Consider the following 16,830-nt stretch of genomic DNA (forward strand, 5'->3'; position numbering starts at 1 on the left):
CCGCAGCGATCGCTGCGGAAGTGCTACATTCGACTTCCGCAGCGATCGCTGCACAAGTTGGAGGAGCGACTCACGTGCGACCTCTTGAGGGAAAGACCGCTCTCGTCACCGGAGGCAGCACCGGCATCGGTCGGATACCAGGGATACGACGGTTGCGGCGTCGCCATCGCCAACTCACCCCATAGAAAGGCCCCTTGATGTCCGACAGCGACCTGCGCGCGTTCTACCTGCGCTACATCGAGGCGCTCAACGCCCACAAGTTCGATGGCATGGCCGAGTTCATCAACGACCAGACCACCCTGAACGGTGAGCCGGCCACCCGAAACGACCTCATCACTGTTCAGAAGACTGACGTGGACGCGGTTCCGGACCTCCACTGGGAGCTCAAGGAACTACTTTTCGACGGTGACCGTCTGGCCGCGCGTCTGGTCAACACGGGTACGCCGGTGAAGGAATGGCTCGGCGTGGCTCCTACCGGCGCCTCTTTCGAGATCGTCGAGTACGCCATCTATCAGGTCCGCAACGGGCGGTTCGTGCACATGACCGCCCTGCACGACGCCGGCGAACTACACCGGCAGCTGACCGGCTGACCTCCGGGATCAGTGCCGGCGACCCAAAGACAAATCCGCACCGCTAACGGCCCACTCGGGCCACCTTCGAAGGGATACGCGTGACCGTCACACTGATCACTGGGGCCAACAAGGGAATCGGCTTCGAGACGGCCAGACAGCTTCTGGCGTTGGGCCACGTCGTCTACGTCGGCGCGCGTGATGTCGAGCGAGGCGAGAAGGCCGCGGCAGCGCTCGGCGCACGATTCGTGCAGCTCGACGTGACCGACGACGCCTCGGTGAGCCGCGCGCTGGCGACGATCGGCTCTGCCGAGGGCCGACTCGACGTCCTGGTGAACAACGCGGGCATCCTGGGGGACGGAGTCACCGACGGTCCCACGGCCTCCCGGGCCTTCGACACCAACGCGGTGGGAATCGTGCGCGTCACGGAGGCGGCGCTGCCCCTGCTGCGCAGATCATCGAATCCGACCGTGGTCACCGTTTCGAGCAGCGCCGGGTCGTTCTGGGCAGTGACCAATCCGGACCGGCCGGAGTTCAACTTGCCCTTGGCGCTCTACTCCGCCTCCAAGGCCGCGGCCACCATGCTCACGGTCCAGTACGCCAAGTCCCAGCCGGGCATCAAGTTCAACGCGGTCGAGCCCGGCACCACCGCGACCGACCTGACCGCGGCATTCGGAATCGGAAGGGAGCCGGAGGAGAGCGCCAGGGTCGTCGTGCGCTTGGCAACTCTCGACGCGGACGGCCCGACGGGAACCTTCCAGGACGAAAACGGAGAAGTGCCCTGGTAGGGGACCAGGTAAGCACCGTCTCCCCACTCGTACTCCAGCAACGCCTCGCTATCTGGCCTGGTCAGCGACGTCGTCTCACCTGTAGGTGACTGATGACGCGTCAGGGGGCGGTCTTCACGGACCGCCCCCGCCCCGACAACGCCCACAAATCATCCGGCACCAGCCGCCCAACGATCCCGCTGCGGGCCGGCGGCTTGCCCGATCAGACCAATGAGGAGACCTCCTCAGCGCGCCACGCGGTAGCGGAGGTAGACGACTCCCGCGCGGAAGGTGCGGGTCTCGACGAGTTCGAGATCCACCCGGCGCTCGCGCTGGGGAAAGAACGGAATGCCACCACCGACCAGCACCGGGTGGACCACGACCCGGTACTCGTCGATCACACCCAGCGCGGCCGCCTCTGCGGCGAGAGTCGCCCCGCCGATCGCGATGTCGCTCTCCCCTCGCTCGGCTCGCAACCGCTCGACCTCCTCCGCCAGGCCGCCGGAGGCGAGGCGGGCATTGCCCTGCACCGCCGACAGGGTGGTCGAGAACACCACCTTCGGGAGCGGGTTCCAGAGCGCGGCCCACTCGAGCTGTGAGTCGTCAAGCGAGGCATCCTGGTCGGCGGTCTCCCAGTACAGCATCGTCTCGTACAGCCGTCGTCCCAACAGGTGGACGCCGACCTCTCGAATGTCGTCGATCCAGAAGCGAAAGACCTCCTCGTCGGGTCCCGTCCAGTCGAAGTCGCCTTCCGGTCCGACGATGTAGCCATCAAGTGAGACGTTCATCGAATAGGTCACGCTGCGCATCGGCGGTCCTCCTCGCTATCGGGGTCGACAGTACGACCGCCGGACGCCACGGGACTCATCGCGACTCGCGGGACCACCCACCGGACGCCCTCGACGGCCACCGGCGTTCCCAGGCCATAGCTCGGTCGGGAGCCCGCCGGGCAGCCGGTGCCGCCATGCGGGCGTGGCCTGCTTGACCAGCCAGGCCGCCGCCCGCAGAGTCGAAATGCGGCACCACAGCAGCACCGCCGCACCTTGCCGACCGGTCCGCCCGTCCACGGATGGCAGACGGCCCTGACACCCGGGAGCGGCTGATCCGATGGTCCTCGACCTGGTTGTGATCGGTACGGCCATCACCCTGGGGCCCTTGCACAACAGCGCCTTCATCCTGCTGCTCTCCTCGCGGCGCGGCGTTCGCCAGGGTCTGGCGTTCGTGCTGTCATGGCTGGCCAACATGGTTGTGGTGATCGCCTGTGTGGTGCTGCTGACCGGCGGTCACCCTCCGGCCCGTCACAGCGTGCCCTCGACTGCCGCGATCGGTGCGAAACTCGCCCTCGGCCTGGCCCTGGTGCTGTACGGCGCACACCGGCACCGTCGACCGCCCCGCCCGCACGGCCCGCCACGCTGGACCGCCCGGATCGACAACGCCTCACTGGTCACGGCAGCCAGCCTGGCATGGCTGCTGCAGCCCTGGGCGCTGGTGGGCGCGGGCGCCGCGACCGCCGTCGAGGCGAACCTCTCCACCCTCGCCGGCTGGCTCGCACTGACCGGTTACTGTCTGCTGGCCACACTCAGCCTCGTCGTCATGGAGATGTACGTGGTCTGGGCGCCCGCGGTGGCGAACGCCCGGTTGAACGCCCTGCGGAGCTGGCTCGCGCAGCACCAGGAACAGCTGATCGTGACGCTCTCCCTGCTCCTGGGCCTGTGGCTGGCGGCCCGGAGCATCTACGAACTGGTCGCCTGACACGAACGGTGCCGGTGAAACCCGATGGTTCCAGGCCGGGGCCCTCCCACTGACGTCACCGGGCCGGAGTGCCGTGTACGCAGGCGACAGGCTTCGTTGCACCAGCGGTCGCCGTGCAAGTGCCGACGCCAGCGAGGGTGAGAACCCGGCCCCCTGCTACCGATCTGGGTCCTCAGCCGTACGCCGGCCCGCTTCCCGCACGCACCACGCAGCGGGCCGGCGTACCTGCTGCTCTGGCCAGCCCCAAGAGCACCTCACCCAGGTGTAGGTGTAAGTCAGTGCCGCCAGCGGGGCAGGCATCTACGGGCGAGGCGAACCCGGGCGTGACGGGGCGGGCCGGTGGTGGGGAGCTTTCTCGAGCGGGAGTGGGGACGAAGCGGAAGGTGACCGGGCGAGCGTCGGACCCGGGCCTGCGATGCCTTACACGCGTGCGCCGTGCACGTGCCGCGGTTCGGCCAGCAGACCGTAGATGACCAGCACGGACACCAACATCGTGAACAGTGACCAGAAGGGGTAGACCGGAAGGAAGATCATCTGACCGACGAGACAGAGTACTGCCAGACAGATGCCCGTCAGCCGCGCCGCTCTGGAGCCCACGAGCACGCCGAGACCCGCCAGGGCCATCACGATGCCGGTGGCGACCCAGATCCAGCCCCAGGCCGTGTAGTTGAAGATCAGCAACCGGTTGCCCTGGGCATAGACAGCCGAGTAGTAGCCGTGATTGAAGATCGCCACGAATCCGTTGAGCAGGTTGAAGAGGGCGCTGACCAGGAGCAGGATGCCGGCGAAGGCCACCCAGTGCGATCGCTCCATCGGAGGCACGGCACTGTCTGGTGGAGGAGTCCGTTGCTGCATGGGATCCATGAGACGCAGCGCGACCGCAGTTCGCAATCAGTAGGGGCCCGTGGGTGTGGCACGGCAGAGCCCGTGCTCTCGGGCGCGCGGCTCGTGGATACCGCGGGCACATAGCCTGCCCCGGCTCCGAGAGGAGACCGTATGGCCTGCCTGATAGCGGATGGCAGCGGCGTCGCGACGTCCTCGACATGGAACGCTCACAGCCCCCTATCCCCACCTCTGTCCCCACCTCGCCACCCAAGTCATGGTGGCGCCGATCTGAAGGCCCCCGCTCCGGCGTCAGCCGTGCCGGCTGTGGCGCCGCTCTGGGACCTGACTCGGTGCATCGCCGTTGATATTGGTTTGCCGCGGCCCATCCCGGTCGGATAGGAAGCTCGCATGTTGAGCGGCAGCAAGATCGGGCTCAGGGCCCGGCACGAGGACGACATCCCGGTCCTGCGGGCCGAGCTTTACGACGACGTGGTCAACGCCTCGCGGGCGGAAGGCCGGCCGTGGCGGCCGATCACGCCCGGTTCGAAGGACTCGCGGCTCGTGGTGGACGACACGGAGCACGGGCACGTCCCCTTCTCCGTGGTGGAGCTGGACGGCGGCACGCTGGTCGGCACCGCGACGCTGTGGGGCATCGACAACCACCACCGGAACGCGCACATCGGCCTCGGCCTGCTGCCGTCCGCCCGCGGCAAGGGCTATGGCACCGACGTCGTCGCGGTGCTGTGCCATTACGGCTTCGTCGTGCGCGGCCTGCGGCGGCTGCAGATCGAGACGCTGGCGGACAACGCCGCGATGCTGGGCTCCGCCGAGCGCAACGGCTTCGTCCGTGAGGGCGTGCTGCGCTCTTCGGCCTGGGTGATGGGCGAGTTCCTGGACGAGGTGCTGCTCGGGCTCCTTGTCGAGGAGTGGAAGCCGGACCCGAAGTCGTAGGCCGCCGCCGGGGCCGTACCGCTCAGCCTTGCGTCCGCGTGAGGATGGCGACCGCCGCAGGCCGGGTCGGGTCGGGTCGGGTCGCTCCTGGTCAGCCTGACCGGCCTCGCCCTGATGGTCACCGTCGGCGGAGTCATGGCGAGCCGGTGGGGGTCTGGACACTGGCGCTCCCGGCAAGGTGAGCGCGGCCCCACCGGCAACGGCGTTTCCTCACTGTCAGCGTTCACCGCGCGATCCGCTGCTGTGGGCGAAGCGAGCCCCGGTGTTATTCAATGAGGTGTGCGGTCAGGGATCTCGGGGCCCCGTCGCACGGGTCCGAGTACGGCCCCGGAAATACCCCGGGGATTGCTGAGAGAGCCGCATGGACTCCACGCCCTCCCCCTCGCCTTCATCGCCTTTTGACCTGGTCAGCAGCGCCTTGGGGCGCTATATCCCGCGCGGCGGAGCGGAGACGGCTGCCGGTCCTGCCGACGCCGAGGGCGACCGCACCACCAGCGGACACGGACCCGACAACCCGGAACCCGACCGTCAGGACCAGATTCTCGGCGTGGTCAATCTCGACAGGGATCTGAGAATCACCCGCTGCAATCTGGATGCCCCGGTGTTCGCCGGTCTGGGCGCCGTGGCCGGGAGCGCTTTCGCTGATTTCCTGCCTCCCCGGGACGTACCGACGGTCACCCGGCGGTTGCGGCAGGTCCTGGAGGTCGGTGAGGCGCACGTCGCCCGGATCCAGCGTCTGCGGCGCGGCGACGGGTCGGAGCTGGTGGTGTCGATGAGCATCCTGCCCGCCGCGCCGCCTCAGGAGGGCCTGACCGTCTCCTTGATCGCCATGGCCACGAGGCTGCACCTGTACGCCGCCGAGACCGCGATCGGCACCTCGCTGGACATCGGCGAGACTGCGCAGTCACTGGCGGACTCCCTGCTGGCCTGGGGAGACGTGGCCGCCGTCGACCTCGACTTCGCCGTGTGGACGGGCGAGGGATTCACCGAGCAGGCCCAGGGCCGCATCCGGCTGCGGCGGGCAGCCCTGGTGCCGGACCGGGTGTGGCCGGAGGGTTACGTGACTCCGGGCGGGGATCTTCCGAGCGACGCGAGTCGCCTGCTGGCGCAGGCGGTACGGCGGGACGATGCCCCGCAGGCCATCGTCGTACCCGACCGTGAGGCGGTCGAGCGACTGCTCGGCAGTCCGCGGGTCATCCGTGCCCTGGTGCCCGGTGACCGGTCGGCGAGTGTGGCGTGCATCCCGCTGGTCCTGGACGGCACGCCGCCCGTCGTGCTGGGCGTGGCGGAGGTCTGGAGGCGGGCGGACTCCCCCTTCCGCGACAGCGAGTTGTTCGACCTGCAGGAACTGGTGGCCAGGACCGCTCATCACGTCGACCTGGCCCGTCAGCACCAGCGCGAGCACACGCAGGTACTGGCGTTGCAGCGCCGGCTGCTGCCCCGGAGCGGCGGCGACACCCTGGAGATCGCCAGCGTCTATCAGCCCGCCACCCCCGACAGCGCGGGCGTCGGCGGCGACTGGGTGAACAGCTTCCCGTTGCCGGACGGCCGTACCGCGCTGGTGGTCGGTGACGTCGTCGGGCACGGCCTGGGAGCGGCGGCGGCCATGGGCCAGCTGAGCATGGAGGCCCGCGCGCTGCTGTCCGCGGGGCTGGCCCCCGACGAAGTGCTGGAGCACCTGGACGAGACCGTGACGCTGCTGGACGACGCGGAAGCCGGGCTGGCGGCCGGCTACAGCGCCCTCGGCTCCACCTGCTGCATCGCCCTCTACGACCCGGTCAGCCACCAGGTGACGCTCTCCAGCGCCGGGCACCTCCCCCCTGTCCTGGTGCTCCCGAACGGGCACGCGGGCACGCTGGCGGTCCGCCCCCACCCCGGCCTGGGTGCCGAGTTCGCGCTGCGGGAGCCCTTCGACGTGCACACGTTCGCCGCGCCACCGGGCTCCCTGCTCGCCCTCTACACCGATGGCCTGGTGGAGGACCGGACCCTGTCGATCGACGAGGGCATCAGCAGGCTGGCGGAGGCCGTGTCCACGGTGCACCCCTGGGACGCCCTGCAGCAGGCCGCACGGCACGTCGTCTCCGCGCTCGCGCCCGTGCGCCAGCGCGACGACGTGACCCTGCTGCTCGCGCGCATGATCGGCTACCGCAAGGGGGACACCGCGACCTGGCGACTGCCCGCCCGCGACGACGCGCCCGCCCGTGCCCGCGCGCTCGTCTCCGCGCTGCTGCGGCGGTGGCACACCACGGGCCACACCCGGGACGACGTGCCGTTGCTGGTCAGCGAGCTGGTCACGAACGCGGTCCGCTTTGCCACCGGTCCCATCACGATACGACTGATCAGGACCAGTCACGGCCTGCTGTGCGAGGTGGGCGACACCGGAAACGGCAGGCCCCGTCTGAGCCGGGGCGACCTTCTCGACGACGGCGGACGTGGCCTGCACATCCTGCACAGGCTCACCACCCGGTGGGGGGTCCGGTGGACGGACACCGGCAAGGTGGTCTGGGCGGACGTCGCCAGGTGACGTGACCGCGGGGCGGGGTGGGGCGCGGCCGGCGTACGCGAGGGCTGCGCGGGAGTGTCGGGGCGTTGTCCGCGTCAGCCGCCGCCATGACGGTACGTACGGCGCCTCAGCGGTACCGGTGGTGTGACCGGTGATGCGGGCGGCCCGTTTGCCGGTACGGCCGGCGCGGGCTCCCGCTACAGCCACTCCCCTTCCAGGGCGGTGGCGGTGAGGCCCGGTGCCGCCGCGTAGAGGACCGCGCGACTGCCCGGCTTCTGCCCGGCGTCGCATGCCCGCCTCAGGATGTCGAACACGGCGGCGCCTCCGCGGTTGCCGCTGGTGTAGCTGTCCCGGCTGTAGTCCAGCAGCCCCGACGGCCATCCGTCGGGCATAGTCTGCTCCATGTACTCCAGCACCCGGGTGCCGCCGGGGTGCGCGAGCAGCACGTCGGGGTGCCAGGAGGCAGGGTCGTCCTGGTAACGGACGCGCAGCCACTCCCACATCGCGGTGACCGTCTCCTGTACGGCGCGCGGCCCGCGCCGATCCATCACGAAGTGGGTGCCGTCCGCCCGCGTTTCCAAGCGGTGCAGGTCCTGGGTACCGGGCAGGGTGTGGTTCCAGGCGGCGTCCAGCCGCAGTACCGACTCGCGCCTCGGGCGGCCCGTGACCACCGCGGCGACCGCGGTGTCCGCGAACAGCAACCGGACGATCAGGGACTCGAGGGTGTCGTCCGCGGGCTGGTAGGTCGTGCTCAACGCCTCCGCGATCACGACCAGGACCACCCGCTCGGGGTCCGCGGCCACGAGATCCGCCGCCAGGGCAAGGGAACGGGTCCCCGCGATACAGGCCCACTGCGTGGCCGGCAGCAGCATCGCGTCGTCACGGAGCGAAAGCCTGTTGGCCAGGGCGACGTCCAGACCCGGCAGCGCCGGGGTGGTGGAGTTGCTGGTGATCACGCAGTCGACGTCTGCGGCGTCCAGCCCCGCGATCTGCAGGGCCCCGCGCGCCGCGTGCTCCCCGTAGGACTGCACGGCCTCCCAGGCCGGCGCGGTGCGCTCCTGGACGGTCTGCGGCGCGGGTATCGCCTGGAGGGCGGCGATCGCACGGTCCACTTCCCGCTGGGTGAACCCATCGCGTGCCAGGGCTTCTTGGGCGGGCCCGACGCCGACAGCCTCCAGGCCGCCGCCGTTGCCGGGCGCGACGGCTGTCTCCAGCGGCAGCATCCACCCGCGGGTCTCTATGCCCGTACTGGCCGCGATGCCGTCGATCCGCGGGGCCCACGCCGCGTGCGGGTGCCGGTCGCGCACCTCTGCCGCGATCTGGCTGGTCTCTATGGCGTGCTCGCCGTGTATCACGGCAGGAGGACAGAGGTATGCGGCCATGGTGGGCACCTTTCCGAGGGATCAATGAGGAACGTCACGGGAGTTGCGTCATGGGCCACTTCGGAACTTCGCGCCCACACGACGGGCTCCACTGCGGGAGTCGCTGTCTCTGTCGAGCATGGACGCCAAATGGACATTTGCGCTGTGATGCAGACAACTTGGGCGGCCTTGGAGAGGGTGATACGGCACACACCGCTACAACAGGGGCCCCAGAACGGCGCCGCGAGGCCTTACCTGACGCTCCGTCAGCCATAGAGGCCCTCTGGTCCAGAACGCCGATCGCCGACGTCGCCCTCCCAGCAGGCAGCAGGCAAGGGTGGTCGGGGGTACGCAGGTGGTGCCGGCCCGGGGCGGGCCGCCACCACTACCGCATGCGGCGAGGACGGTCAGTGGAGGTTCGCCGCCGCTCGGGCCGGAGAGAGCCGTGTACCGCTGCGATAGGCGGAGATGCCCAGCGCCAGCAGCCAGTAGCTGAGGAACGCCCCCATCAGGGCAGTGGTCCCCCAACCATTGGCTGCGTAGAAGTGCGCGGGAGCGTTGCCGAAGAACAGGGACGGCACGAAGGCCAGATTGACCCCCGCCAGGACGAAGGCCGACCGACCGGCCCAGCGCGGCAACAGCTTCGTGCGCGAGACGATGAGACCCACGGCGGTCAGGAACAGCGCCAGCATCAGGCGGGAGATCGACCCGTAGAGAATGTAGGTGCCGCTGACCGCGATGGTCGGATCGATCGGGTGGTCGGTGGCGATGACCGCACCGGCTTCCAGCCCGCTGGAGACCAGCGTGATCGTCGCGTAGACCAGCCCCGCCGCGCCGGCGATCGAGCCGGCCCACTCGTACGCCGGGCTCACCTGCTTGACCAACTCCCGCAAGGCGGTCACGAACACGACCAGGCAGGCGAGGGCGACGATTCCGATCAGCAGCCTGCTCAGCACGTTCACGTCCGGCGGCGGGCCCGAGTAGACGAAGTACAGGGGCACTTCGACGATGAACGCGACTGCAGCAACGATGGCCGCGACACCGGTCAGGCGCCGCGCAAAGGTTTCGGTCATGAGTGTCCCCTGATTGGTGTGTGGGATGGATGCCTCGTCGACCCGGTCGCCGACCCTGTGAATCCTGCCCTTCGCGACCGTCGTCGTCGCTGGGGCTGAACACCCGAATGAGGGGTGTCCCTAACACCACCAGCAGGTGCGACCGAGATCGAGCGCGAACCACGCAACTCCCTCAGCGAGAGCGGCAGTCGGAGCATTCGCGCACTACCCGCACCAGCGTCCTGGCGCTCCCGGCCCAGGACGGTGAGCCCGCCCCCACATCAGGCGGCTGCCCCGTTCCGACTGCTTGACCTTCACCGCACGGAACTCCGCCATCGTCGGCTTCAGGTCCATGACCGGGCTGCCCGAGACCCCGTCGAGAGGACCCACCACCGTCGTGATCGTGCTGCGGACGGGACCCCAGTTGTCCGTGTGCTGGACGTCCATCCGGTCGTTCCGGACTGTACCTCTCGGTGTGACCTCGAAGCTTGGCATGGCAAGGTTCCACCTCCTTGGTCAGCGTCGTGCCCGGATGAGGATGGCCGCCGGGTGGAGTGCGGCGGTCAGGTCGTGGCCGGGGAACACGTGAGCGAGCCGAAGACGGACGCCGACGACGATGGTGATGATGTGGGCGGTGCCGAGGTGGACGGTGCCGACGGCACCGGTGATGCCGAGGGGGTTACGGGCGCGGCGTTTGCCTTTTCCGCCCCCTGTCTCTCCCCGTGCGGCGGCTGTGGCGCCCGGGATCCGCGCCGCGCCTCGTGTCGAGGGTGGAGGTGGTGGATCACACCGGCAGACTCTTCGGTAACGTGGGGTTATGAGCCATCCGCACCCAGAACTCAAAGCCGCCCCTCCGCTTCCCGAAGGGGGGCTGAGGGTGACCGCCTTGGGCGGCTTGGGCGAAATCGGCCGCAACATGACCGTCTTCGAGCATGCCGGCAAGCTGTTGATCGTGGACTGCGGTGTGCTGTTCCCCGAGGAGAACCAGCCCGGGGTGGACGTGATTCTGCCCGACTTCACCTCCATCCGGGACCGCCTGGACGACATCGTGGCCGTCGTGCTCACCCACGGCCACGAGGACCACATCGGGGGCGTGCCCTATTTGCTGCGGGAGCGGGCGGACATTCCGGTCGTCGGCTCGAAGCTCACCCTTGCGTTCCTGGAGGCCAAGCTCAAGGAGCACGGAATCAGGCCCCGCACGGTGCGCGTGCGCGAGGGCGACCGGCGCGGCTTCGGCCCGTTCGACTGCGAGTTCGTGGCCGTCAACCACTCCATCCCGGATGGGCTCGCGGTGGCTTTGCGGACCGCGGCCGGCCTGGTGCTGCACACCGGCGACTTCAAGATGGACCAGTTCCCCCTGGACGACCGGATCACCGACCTGCGCGCCTTCGCCCGCCTCGGTGAGGAGGGCGTGGACCTGTTCCTCACCGACTCCACCAACGCCGAGGTCCCCGGCTTCACCACCTCCGAGCGCGAACTGAACCCCGCGATCGAACAGGTCCTGCGCACCGCGCCACGCCGGGTCATCGTCTCCAGCTTCGCCAGCCATGTACACCGCATCCAGCAGGTCCTGGACGCCGCCCACCAGCACGGCCGCAAGGTGGCCTTCGTGGGCCGCTCGATGGTCCGCAACATGGGCATCGCCCGCGACCTCGGCTACCTCAAGGTCCCCTCCGGCCTGGTCGTGAACGCCAAGGAACTGGAGAAGTTGCCGGACCACCGGATCACCCTGGTGTGCACGGGCTCGCAGGGTGAGCCGATGGCCGCGCTGTCCCGGATGGCCAACCGCGACCACGCGATCCGCATCGGCAAGGGCGACACCGTCCTGCTCGCCAGCTCCCTCATCCCCGGCAACGAGAACGCCATCTACCGGGTGATCAACGGCCTGACCCGGTGGGGTGCCAACGTCGTCCACAAGGGCAACGCCAAGGTGCACGTCTCCGGCCACGCCAGCGCCGGGGAACTCGTCTACTGCTACAACATCGTCCGCCCTCGCAACGTCATGCCCGTTCACGGCGAGTTCCGCCACCTGCGGGCCAACGCAGACCTCGCCATCCGCACCGGCGTCGACCCCGACCGGGTCGTCATCGCGGAGGACGGTGTCGTCGTCGACCTCGTCGACGGCCGCGCCTCCATCACCGGCAAGGTGCCCGCCGGGAACGTCTACGTGGACGGCATGGAAGTCGGCGGCGCGACCGAGGCGTCCCTCAAGGACCGGGTCACCCTCGCGCAGGAGGGCGTCATCACGGTCGTGGCCATCGTCGACGCCAACACCGGTGCCCTCGCCGAGGCCCCCGACTTCCTGGCCCGCGGCTTCGTCCACGACGAGACCACCTTCGAGCCGGTCATCCCCGTCATCGAGAAAACGCTGGCCAACGCCGCGCAGGAGGGCGTCGGCGACGCCCACCAGCTCGAACAGCTCATCGCCCGCGCCGTGGCCAACTGGGCCTTCCGCACCCACCGCCGCAGGCCGCTGATCATCCCCGTCATCATCGACGCCTGATCAGGCCCGCCGCCCCGGCTCCTCACTCCACGCCGGGGCGGCAGGTATCCGTCGCCACGCCGGAAACGGCGTCCATGGATCCACGAACGTCAGAAAGGTGAGCGGATGGGCCTGCGCTTCGAGGAGATCGACTGGCAGCAGACGCCAATCGGCGAGATCAGTCTGCGGCGCCGCCGCCACCCGGTCTCGGGAGACACCGTGTACGAGGTGAAGCTCGGCGACGAGTTCCTGATGTCCAGTCACTTCACCACCGGCGAGATCGCGCTCACGGAACTCGGACTGGCCGAGCTGCCGAACACCGGACAGCCCGAACTGGACGTCGTCGTCGGCGGACTCGGACTCGGCTACACCGCCCAGGCGGCTCTGGACGACCCCCGGGTGCGCTCGCTGACCGTGATCGATGCGCTCGCCGAAGTCATCGACTGGCACCAGCGGCACCTGGTGCCCCTCGGAGCCCAGCTGACCTCGGACGCCCGCTGTCGCCTGGTGCACGGCGACTTCTTCGCGCTGGCGGCCGACCCTGGAGGCCTGGATCCCGAGGCCCCGGGCCGTCGCTTCCACGCCGTCCTGCTGGACGTCGACCACTCACCACGCCATGTGCTCCACCCACGCCACGCGGCCCTCTACCAGCCCGCCGGGCTCCGTGCCCTCGCCGAACACCTCCACCCCGGCGGGGTGTTCGCCCTGTGGTCGAACGACCCGCCCGACGACCAGTTCACCTCCGCGCTCAGGGAGGTCTTCGCACAGGCAGCGTCCCAAGTCGTCGACTTCGACAACCCCCTGCAAGGCGGTACCTCGACCAACACCATCTACGTGGCCAGCAAGACACCCGGCACACCGTAGGACGACGGCTGGGCCGGACGCGGCGCGGCCACTCAAGTAGGGCGGACCAGCCGCTCCAGATGGTGGCCCGGCGTGCCCATGGCGTAGTCAGGGGTAGGCCGGCCGACTTGGCCGCTGTCCTCGTCGGCACGGCCATCGGAGGGTGCCGCTGATCACCACGAGTCTGATCCCCCCCGCGGCCTACGGGCCTACGGCTCAGGAGTGGCCTCACAGGTTCTAGGAATTCATCGTCGCCACGACGTACAGGCACGCGACGACTGCGACCACACACATAACGGCCATGGCGATCAGTACGCAGCCGAGCACCCCTGTCGTGCCGGCAATCGCCGTCCACCCGAACCGCGTTGCCCGGTCGGCCTGTTGGACCGCCTCGCGATACTCACTGTCGTCGTCCCAGCTGCGATCAGCCACACGATCACCCCCGGTTGGACTCTACAGCTCGGCCGTCTCACTCCAGACGCCGACGGCACTGGTCCCGTGGACACCGGTGACGCGACCGCCCGGACAGCTCCCAAGCGAAGTGGGGCCGACCGCCACTCTCGGGGAAGGCCTCGTGGGCCAAGGTCCAGGAGGACATCAGACGTTTCCGGACAGGTACCCCATGCCAACCCGGCAGGTGGCTGACATCTCAGTACGGCTGCAACGTCCAGTGCTGCAGGGGGCTGCCCGTCTCGTTCCAGATGCCGACCGGGTTGCCGTTGAGGCCACCACTGCTGGCGTAGGCGTCCATCGGCGCGCTCCCGCCGCGCTGCACGTAGATCTTGTAGGCGTCACCGTGAGGGACCAGGGCAAGATCCTGCGACTCCGAGCGGTTGCAGTCCCACAGCTTGAACTGCCAGCCGATGACGCCCTGGGACTCGGCCGGGTAGTCGAGGCAGCGATTACCCTCTGGCGTCTGACGCTGGTTCACGAGTGCGTAGGGATAGCTGGGGTTGCCCGAGGCGACGAGCCGCCACTGCTCGGTGATGCCGTCGTTGCAGTTCCACAGTCCGACGGAGTTGCCGTTGCCACCACCGCCGGACCAGAAGGCGTCGAGGCAGCGCCCGGTACCGCGATTGACGAGTCGGAACACATCAGCCAGCAAAGCCGAATCCGTCGAGCTGGAGCGAGCCGGCGCCGCCGTCGCTGAGGTGAGCGATCCGGTGACCAACGCTGCGGCGACGGCCAACACCGCCAGCGGACGGATGAAGACGCGCATGAAATTCCCCTAACCGAAGGCAAGTTTGACATGCCGTCTTGATCAGTGCGTCCGAGGCGAAGCGGACTCGGGTTCGGACGCGCCGTCAGCCGGCAATTCCGAAGCAGCCTCGTAAGGATGAGGGAGTGAGCGCGTCCAACGGTCCTGACATCTGTCAGGGGATCGCGAGCAGCCGACACGACTCCGGCCCTCCGGAAACCGCCTCACCATCAGATTTCGCGTCGTACGCCGAGGCGAGTTCGACGGCAGGGCCGGAACGGAGGAGACGACTCGTTTGTCTAGGGTGGAGACCATGCCAACCACAACGCCCGGACACTCGCCGCTGGTTGATCCCGCCGAGCTGATCGCCGACCCCTATTCCGTGTACGCGCGACTTCGCGAGGCTGGGCCTGTCCACCGGATCACCGGGACGGACGGACTTCCGGCCTGGCTGGTCACCCGCTACGACGACGTACGCCAGGCATTCGCCGATCCCCGACTCTCCCTGGACAAACGCAACGCGGCACCCGGTGGCTACCGAGGACTCGCGCTGCCGCCGGCACTGGACGCGAACCTCCTCAACATGGACCCGCCTGACCACACCCGCATCCGGCGCCTGGTCTCCAAGGCGTTCACACCGCGTCGTGTCGAACTCCTGCGGGAACCCATCAGGAAGACCGCCGACGCGCTGCTCGACGCCTTCGCGCCGCTCGGCCGCTGCGACCTCATCTCCTCGTACGCCGCGCCGCTACCGATCACCGTGATCTGCGATCTGCTGGGCGTGCCGATGGACGGGCAGCAGGACTTCCGGTCCTGGACCGACGCCCTGGTGGCCCCCGACGCGGCCCGGCCCGAGAAGGCGAAGGAAGCCGTCCGGGCCATGCTCGCCTTCTTCACCGAGCTCCTCGCCGCCAAGCGGGCCGCCCCCACCGATGATCTGCTGTCTGCCCTGATCGCCGTACGCGACGACGCAGACCGGCTGACCGAGGACGAACTCATGTCCCTGGCCTTCCTGATTCTGTTCGCCGGGTACGAAAACACCGTCCACCTCATCGGCAACGCCGCCCTGGCCCTGCTCAGCCATCCCGACCAGCTGGCCGAACTCCGCACCGACCCGGGCCGACTGGGCCCCGCCGTCGAAGAGCTGGCCCGCTACGACGGTCCCGCACCCCTGGCCATCCGCCGCTTCCCCACCGAAGACGTCACCATCGGCGGTGTCAGCATTCCGGCTGGAGAAACCGTCCTGCTGTCCTTGGCCGCCGCCCACCGCGACCCCCGCCGCTTCTCCGAACCCGACCGTCTCGACATCGGCCGCGACGCCACCGCCCACCTCGCCCTCGGCCACGGCATCCACTACTGCCTCGGCGCACCCCTGGCCCGTATGGAGACCGAGATCGCCCTCGCCGCGCTCCTGGACCGCTTCCCTGGGCTGGCGCTCGACCTCCCACCGGACGGACCGCGGTGGCGGCCGTCCATGCGCGCCCACGGTCTGCTCAGTCTTCCCGTACGTTACTGATCACCGCAGAACTGAATCGTGCGCTTGCCCGAATGTCTGATGCACCTCCGACGTACATGTCTGCCTTGCGGCCGTGCGGCGGAGGTGTTCCGCCCTACTGCGGCCAAGCGGTTCGAGGAGTTCGAGCGTGCCATCGGGTACGTGACTCCTCCCCGTCTTGAAGGACAGGCTGCGGTCCACCCGACCACGCCGAAACAGGCGTCGTGAGGTGCGTTGTCACGCAACGAGGCCTGTGGCTCGGGTCGCTCCCGAGGGAAGGGTGGCCAGGCCGCCCATAGCTGCTCAGTCGAGACAGAACTCGTTGCCCTCGATGTCCCGCATCACGATGCACGAATCGGTGCCGTCATAAAGGAGTTGGACGCGTACCGCGCCGAGCGCGACCAGTCGTACGCATTCGGCTTCGAGTGTGGCGAGGCGCTCTTCCCCCACGAGTCCGGTGCCGACCCGCACATCGAGATGCAGCCGATTCTTGGCGACCTTGCCTTCGGGGACGCGCTGAAAGTACAGACGCGGGCCCACACCTGAGGGATCACTGCAGGCGAACCATGAACCCTGATCCTCCGGAGACTGGGAGCGGTTGAAATCGTCCCAAGTGGCGAACCCCTTCGGCGGCGAGGGTACGACGTACCCCAACACCTCACACCAGAAGCGAGCGACCCGCTCAGGATCTGCACAGTCGAAGGTGACTTGGAACTGCTTGACCGATGACATCGGCGCACCATACCAGGGGGCTTCGTCGCTCAATTCCCCAGGTGGATCTGCTTGTTGTCGACTGGACGGCCCCCTGCTGGCCGTTGCCGTGTCGTGCGGTCGCAGGAGTGTGAACCGATGTCGACGCCTCCAAAGTGTTGCCTGCCGTTTCGGGCCGAACCACGGCCAAGGCCACGGCCCTCGCCGCGCTTCCCGACGAGGGCAGGCGCTGCCCAACCATGCGTACACCGCTACGGTCCTGGCGGGATTCGCTGTGCCGGCTGTCGCCTACGGCCTTGGAAGATCATTGCAGGGCCCAGG

The 16,830-nt window shown here is 68.8% G+C and carries 16 protein-coding genes; 8 read left to right on the plus strand and 8 right to left on the minus strand.

Translation table 11 applies throughout. From position 1 onward, the window contains the following. Positions 1-197 precede the first annotated feature (197 nt). Together OG985_RS05705 and OG985_RS05710 are read left to right on the plus strand one after the other, a co-directional pair. The gene (locus OG985_RS05705; protein ID WP_371667107.1) at positions 198-590 is read left to right on the plus strand and encodes an ester cyclase; all 393 of its coding nucleotides are present in this window, start codon (positions 198-200) and stop codon (positions 588-590) included. A gap of 80 nt (positions 591-670) precedes the next feature. Beyond that, positions 671-1,357, plus strand: a complete 687-nt coding sequence (locus tag OG985_RS05710) for an SDR family NAD(P)-dependent oxidoreductase (protein WP_371667108.1) — start codon at positions 671-673, stop codon at positions 1,355-1,357. Between the two features lie 224 nt (positions 1,358-1,581). Here the strand turns inward: OG985_RS05710 and OG985_RS05715 are convergent, their stop codons facing one another. Further along, entirely contained in the window at positions 1,582-2,145 is a 564-nt protein-coding gene (locus tag OG985_RS05715; RefSeq protein WP_371667109.1) for a dihydrofolate reductase family protein, read from the minus strand. A 298-nt stretch (positions 2,146-2,443) separates the two neighbouring features. Here OG985_RS05715 and OG985_RS05720 point away from each other — a divergent pair, with 298 nt between their 5' ends. Next, positions 2,444-3,088: a GAP family protein gene (locus OG985_RS05720; RefSeq protein ID WP_371667110.1), complete on the plus strand. Its 645-nt coding sequence runs from the start codon at positions 2,444-2,446 to the stop codon at positions 3,086-3,088. Positions 3,089-3,508: 420 nt separating this feature from the next. On the opposite strand, the gene OG985_RS05725 is transcribed toward OG985_RS05720, so the two are convergent. Then, positions 3,509-3,901: a hypothetical protein gene (locus tag OG985_RS05725; RefSeq protein WP_371667111.1), complete on the minus strand. Its 393-nt coding sequence runs from the start codon at positions 3,899-3,901 to the stop codon at positions 3,509-3,511. Positions 3,902-4,321: 420 nt separating this feature from the next. Here OG985_RS05725 and OG985_RS05730 point away from each other — a divergent pair, with 420 nt between their 5' ends. Together OG985_RS05730 and OG985_RS05735 are read left to right on the plus strand one after the other, a co-directional pair. After that, a complete protein-coding gene (locus tag OG985_RS05730; RefSeq protein ID WP_371667112.1) occupies positions 4,322-4,864 on the plus strand; it encodes a GNAT family N-acetyltransferase in 543 nt (180 codons plus the stop codon). A 361-nt stretch (positions 4,865-5,225) separates the two neighbouring features. Then, positions 5,226-7,388, plus strand: a complete 2,163-nt coding sequence (locus tag OG985_RS05735) for a SpoIIE family protein phosphatase (RefSeq protein ID WP_371667113.1) — start codon at positions 5,226-5,228, stop codon at positions 7,386-7,388. Between the two features lie 176 nt (positions 7,389-7,564). Here the strand turns inward: OG985_RS05735 and OG985_RS05740 are convergent, their stop codons facing one another. From OG985_RS05740 to OG985_RS05750, 3 genes are all read right to left on the minus strand, one after another. Further along, complete coding sequence (locus tag OG985_RS05740; protein ID WP_371667114.1) at positions 7,565-8,749, minus strand: type III polyketide synthase; 1,185 nt, start codon at positions 8,747-8,749, stop codon at positions 7,565-7,567. 386 nt (positions 8,750-9,135) lie between these two features. Beyond that, on the minus strand, positions 9,136-9,801 hold the full coding sequence (locus tag OG985_RS05745) for a hypothetical protein (protein WP_371667115.1): 666 nt from the start codon (positions 9,799-9,801) through the stop codon (positions 9,136-9,138). Between the two features lie 204 nt (positions 9,802-10,005). Next, complete coding sequence (locus OG985_RS05750; RefSeq protein ID WP_371667116.1) at positions 10,006-10,227, minus strand: hypothetical protein; 222 nt, start codon at positions 10,225-10,227, stop codon at positions 10,006-10,008. A 370-nt stretch (positions 10,228-10,597) separates the two neighbouring features. On the opposite strand from OG985_RS05750, the gene OG985_RS05755 reads away from it, so the two are divergent. Together OG985_RS05755 and OG985_RS05760 are read left to right on the plus strand one after the other, a co-directional pair. Beyond that, complete coding sequence (locus tag OG985_RS05755; protein ID WP_371667117.1) at positions 10,598-12,283, plus strand: ribonuclease J; 1,686 nt, start codon at positions 10,598-10,600, stop codon at positions 12,281-12,283. Positions 12,284-12,388: 105 nt separating this feature from the next. Further along, positions 12,389-13,126: a spermidine synthase gene (locus OG985_RS05760; protein WP_371667118.1), complete on the plus strand. Its 738-nt coding sequence runs from the start codon at positions 12,389-12,391 to the stop codon at positions 13,124-13,126. A 216-nt stretch (positions 13,127-13,342) separates the two neighbouring features. Here the strand turns inward: OG985_RS05760 and OG985_RS05765 are convergent, their stop codons facing one another. Both OG985_RS05765 and OG985_RS05770 read right to left on the minus strand, forming a co-directional pair. Further along, positions 13,343-13,537 (minus strand): hypothetical protein, encoded by a 195-nt coding sequence (locus OG985_RS05765; RefSeq protein ID WP_371667119.1) that lies wholly within the window; start codon positions 13,535-13,537, stop codon positions 13,343-13,345. Between the two features lie 217 nt (positions 13,538-13,754). Continuing rightward, a complete protein-coding gene (locus OG985_RS05770) occupies positions 13,755-14,198 on the minus strand; it encodes an RICIN domain-containing protein (RefSeq protein ID WP_371667120.1) in 444 nt (147 codons plus the stop codon). A gap of 418 nt (positions 14,199-14,616) precedes the next feature. Here OG985_RS05770 and OG985_RS05775 point away from each other — a divergent pair, with 418 nt between their 5' ends. Continuing rightward, positions 14,617-15,819, plus strand: coding sequence for a cytochrome P450 (locus OG985_RS05775; RefSeq protein WP_371667121.1), 1,203 nt, complete (start codon positions 14,617-14,619; stop codon positions 15,817-15,819). A 282-nt stretch (positions 15,820-16,101) separates the two neighbouring features. Here the strand turns inward: OG985_RS05775 and OG985_RS05780 are convergent, their stop codons facing one another. Then, entirely contained in the window at positions 16,102-16,530 is a 429-nt protein-coding gene (locus OG985_RS05780; RefSeq protein WP_371667122.1) for a VOC family protein, read from the minus strand. Positions 16,531-16,830: the final 300 nt, after the last annotated feature.

Source organism: Streptomyces sp. NBC_00289 (genome assembly GCF_041435115.1).
Taxonomy (GTDB): domain Bacteria; phylum Actinomycetota; class Actinomycetes; order Streptomycetales; family Streptomycetaceae; genus Streptomyces.

Bases quoted from the DNA above. Each gene is read 5' to 3' on its own strand.
- OG985_RS05755 (WP_371667117.1), top strand. From the start codon at position 10,598: ATGAGCCATCCGCACCCAGAACTCAAAGCCGCCCCTCCGCTTCCCGAA.
- OG985_RS05715 (WP_371667109.1), bottom strand. From the start codon at position 2,145: ATGCGCAGCGTGACCTATTCGATGAACGTCTCACTTGATGGCTACATC.
- OG985_RS05740 (WP_371667114.1), bottom strand. From the start codon at position 8,749: ATGGCCGCATACCTCTGTCCTCCTGCCGTGATACACGGCGAGCACGCC.
- OG985_RS05725 (WP_371667111.1), bottom strand. From the start codon at position 3,901: ATGGAGCGATCGCACTGGGTGGCCTTCGCCGGCATCCTGCTCCTGGTC.
- OG985_RS05760 (WP_371667118.1), top strand. From the start codon at position 12,389: ATGGGCCTGCGCTTCGAGGAGATCGACTGGCAGCAGACGCCAATCGGC.
- OG985_RS05705 (WP_371667107.1), top strand. From the start codon at position 198: ATGTCCGACAGCGACCTGCGCGCGTTCTACCTGCGCTACATCGAGGCG.
- OG985_RS05775 (WP_371667121.1), top strand. From the start codon at position 14,617: ATGCCAACCACAACGCCCGGACACTCGCCGCTGGTTGATCCCGCCGAG.
- OG985_RS05735 (WP_371667113.1), top strand. From the start codon at position 5,226: ATGGACTCCACGCCCTCCCCCTCGCCTTCATCGCCTTTTGACCTGGTC.
- OG985_RS05745 (WP_371667115.1), bottom strand. From the start codon at position 9,801: ATGACCGAAACCTTTGCGCGGCGCCTGACCGGTGTCGCGGCCATCGTT.
- OG985_RS05780 (WP_371667122.1), bottom strand. From the start codon at position 16,530: ATGTCATCGGTCAAGCAGTTCCAAGTCACCTTCGACTGTGCAGATCCT.
- OG985_RS05750 (WP_371667116.1), bottom strand. From the start codon at position 10,227: ATGGACGTCCAGCACACGGACAACTGGGGTCCCGTCCGCAGCACGATC.
- OG985_RS05730 (WP_371667112.1), top strand. From the start codon at position 4,322: ATGTTGAGCGGCAGCAAGATCGGGCTCAGGGCCCGGCACGAGGACGAC.
- OG985_RS05720 (WP_371667110.1), top strand. From the start codon at position 2,444: ATGGTCCTCGACCTGGTTGTGATCGGTACGGCCATCACCCTGGGGCCC.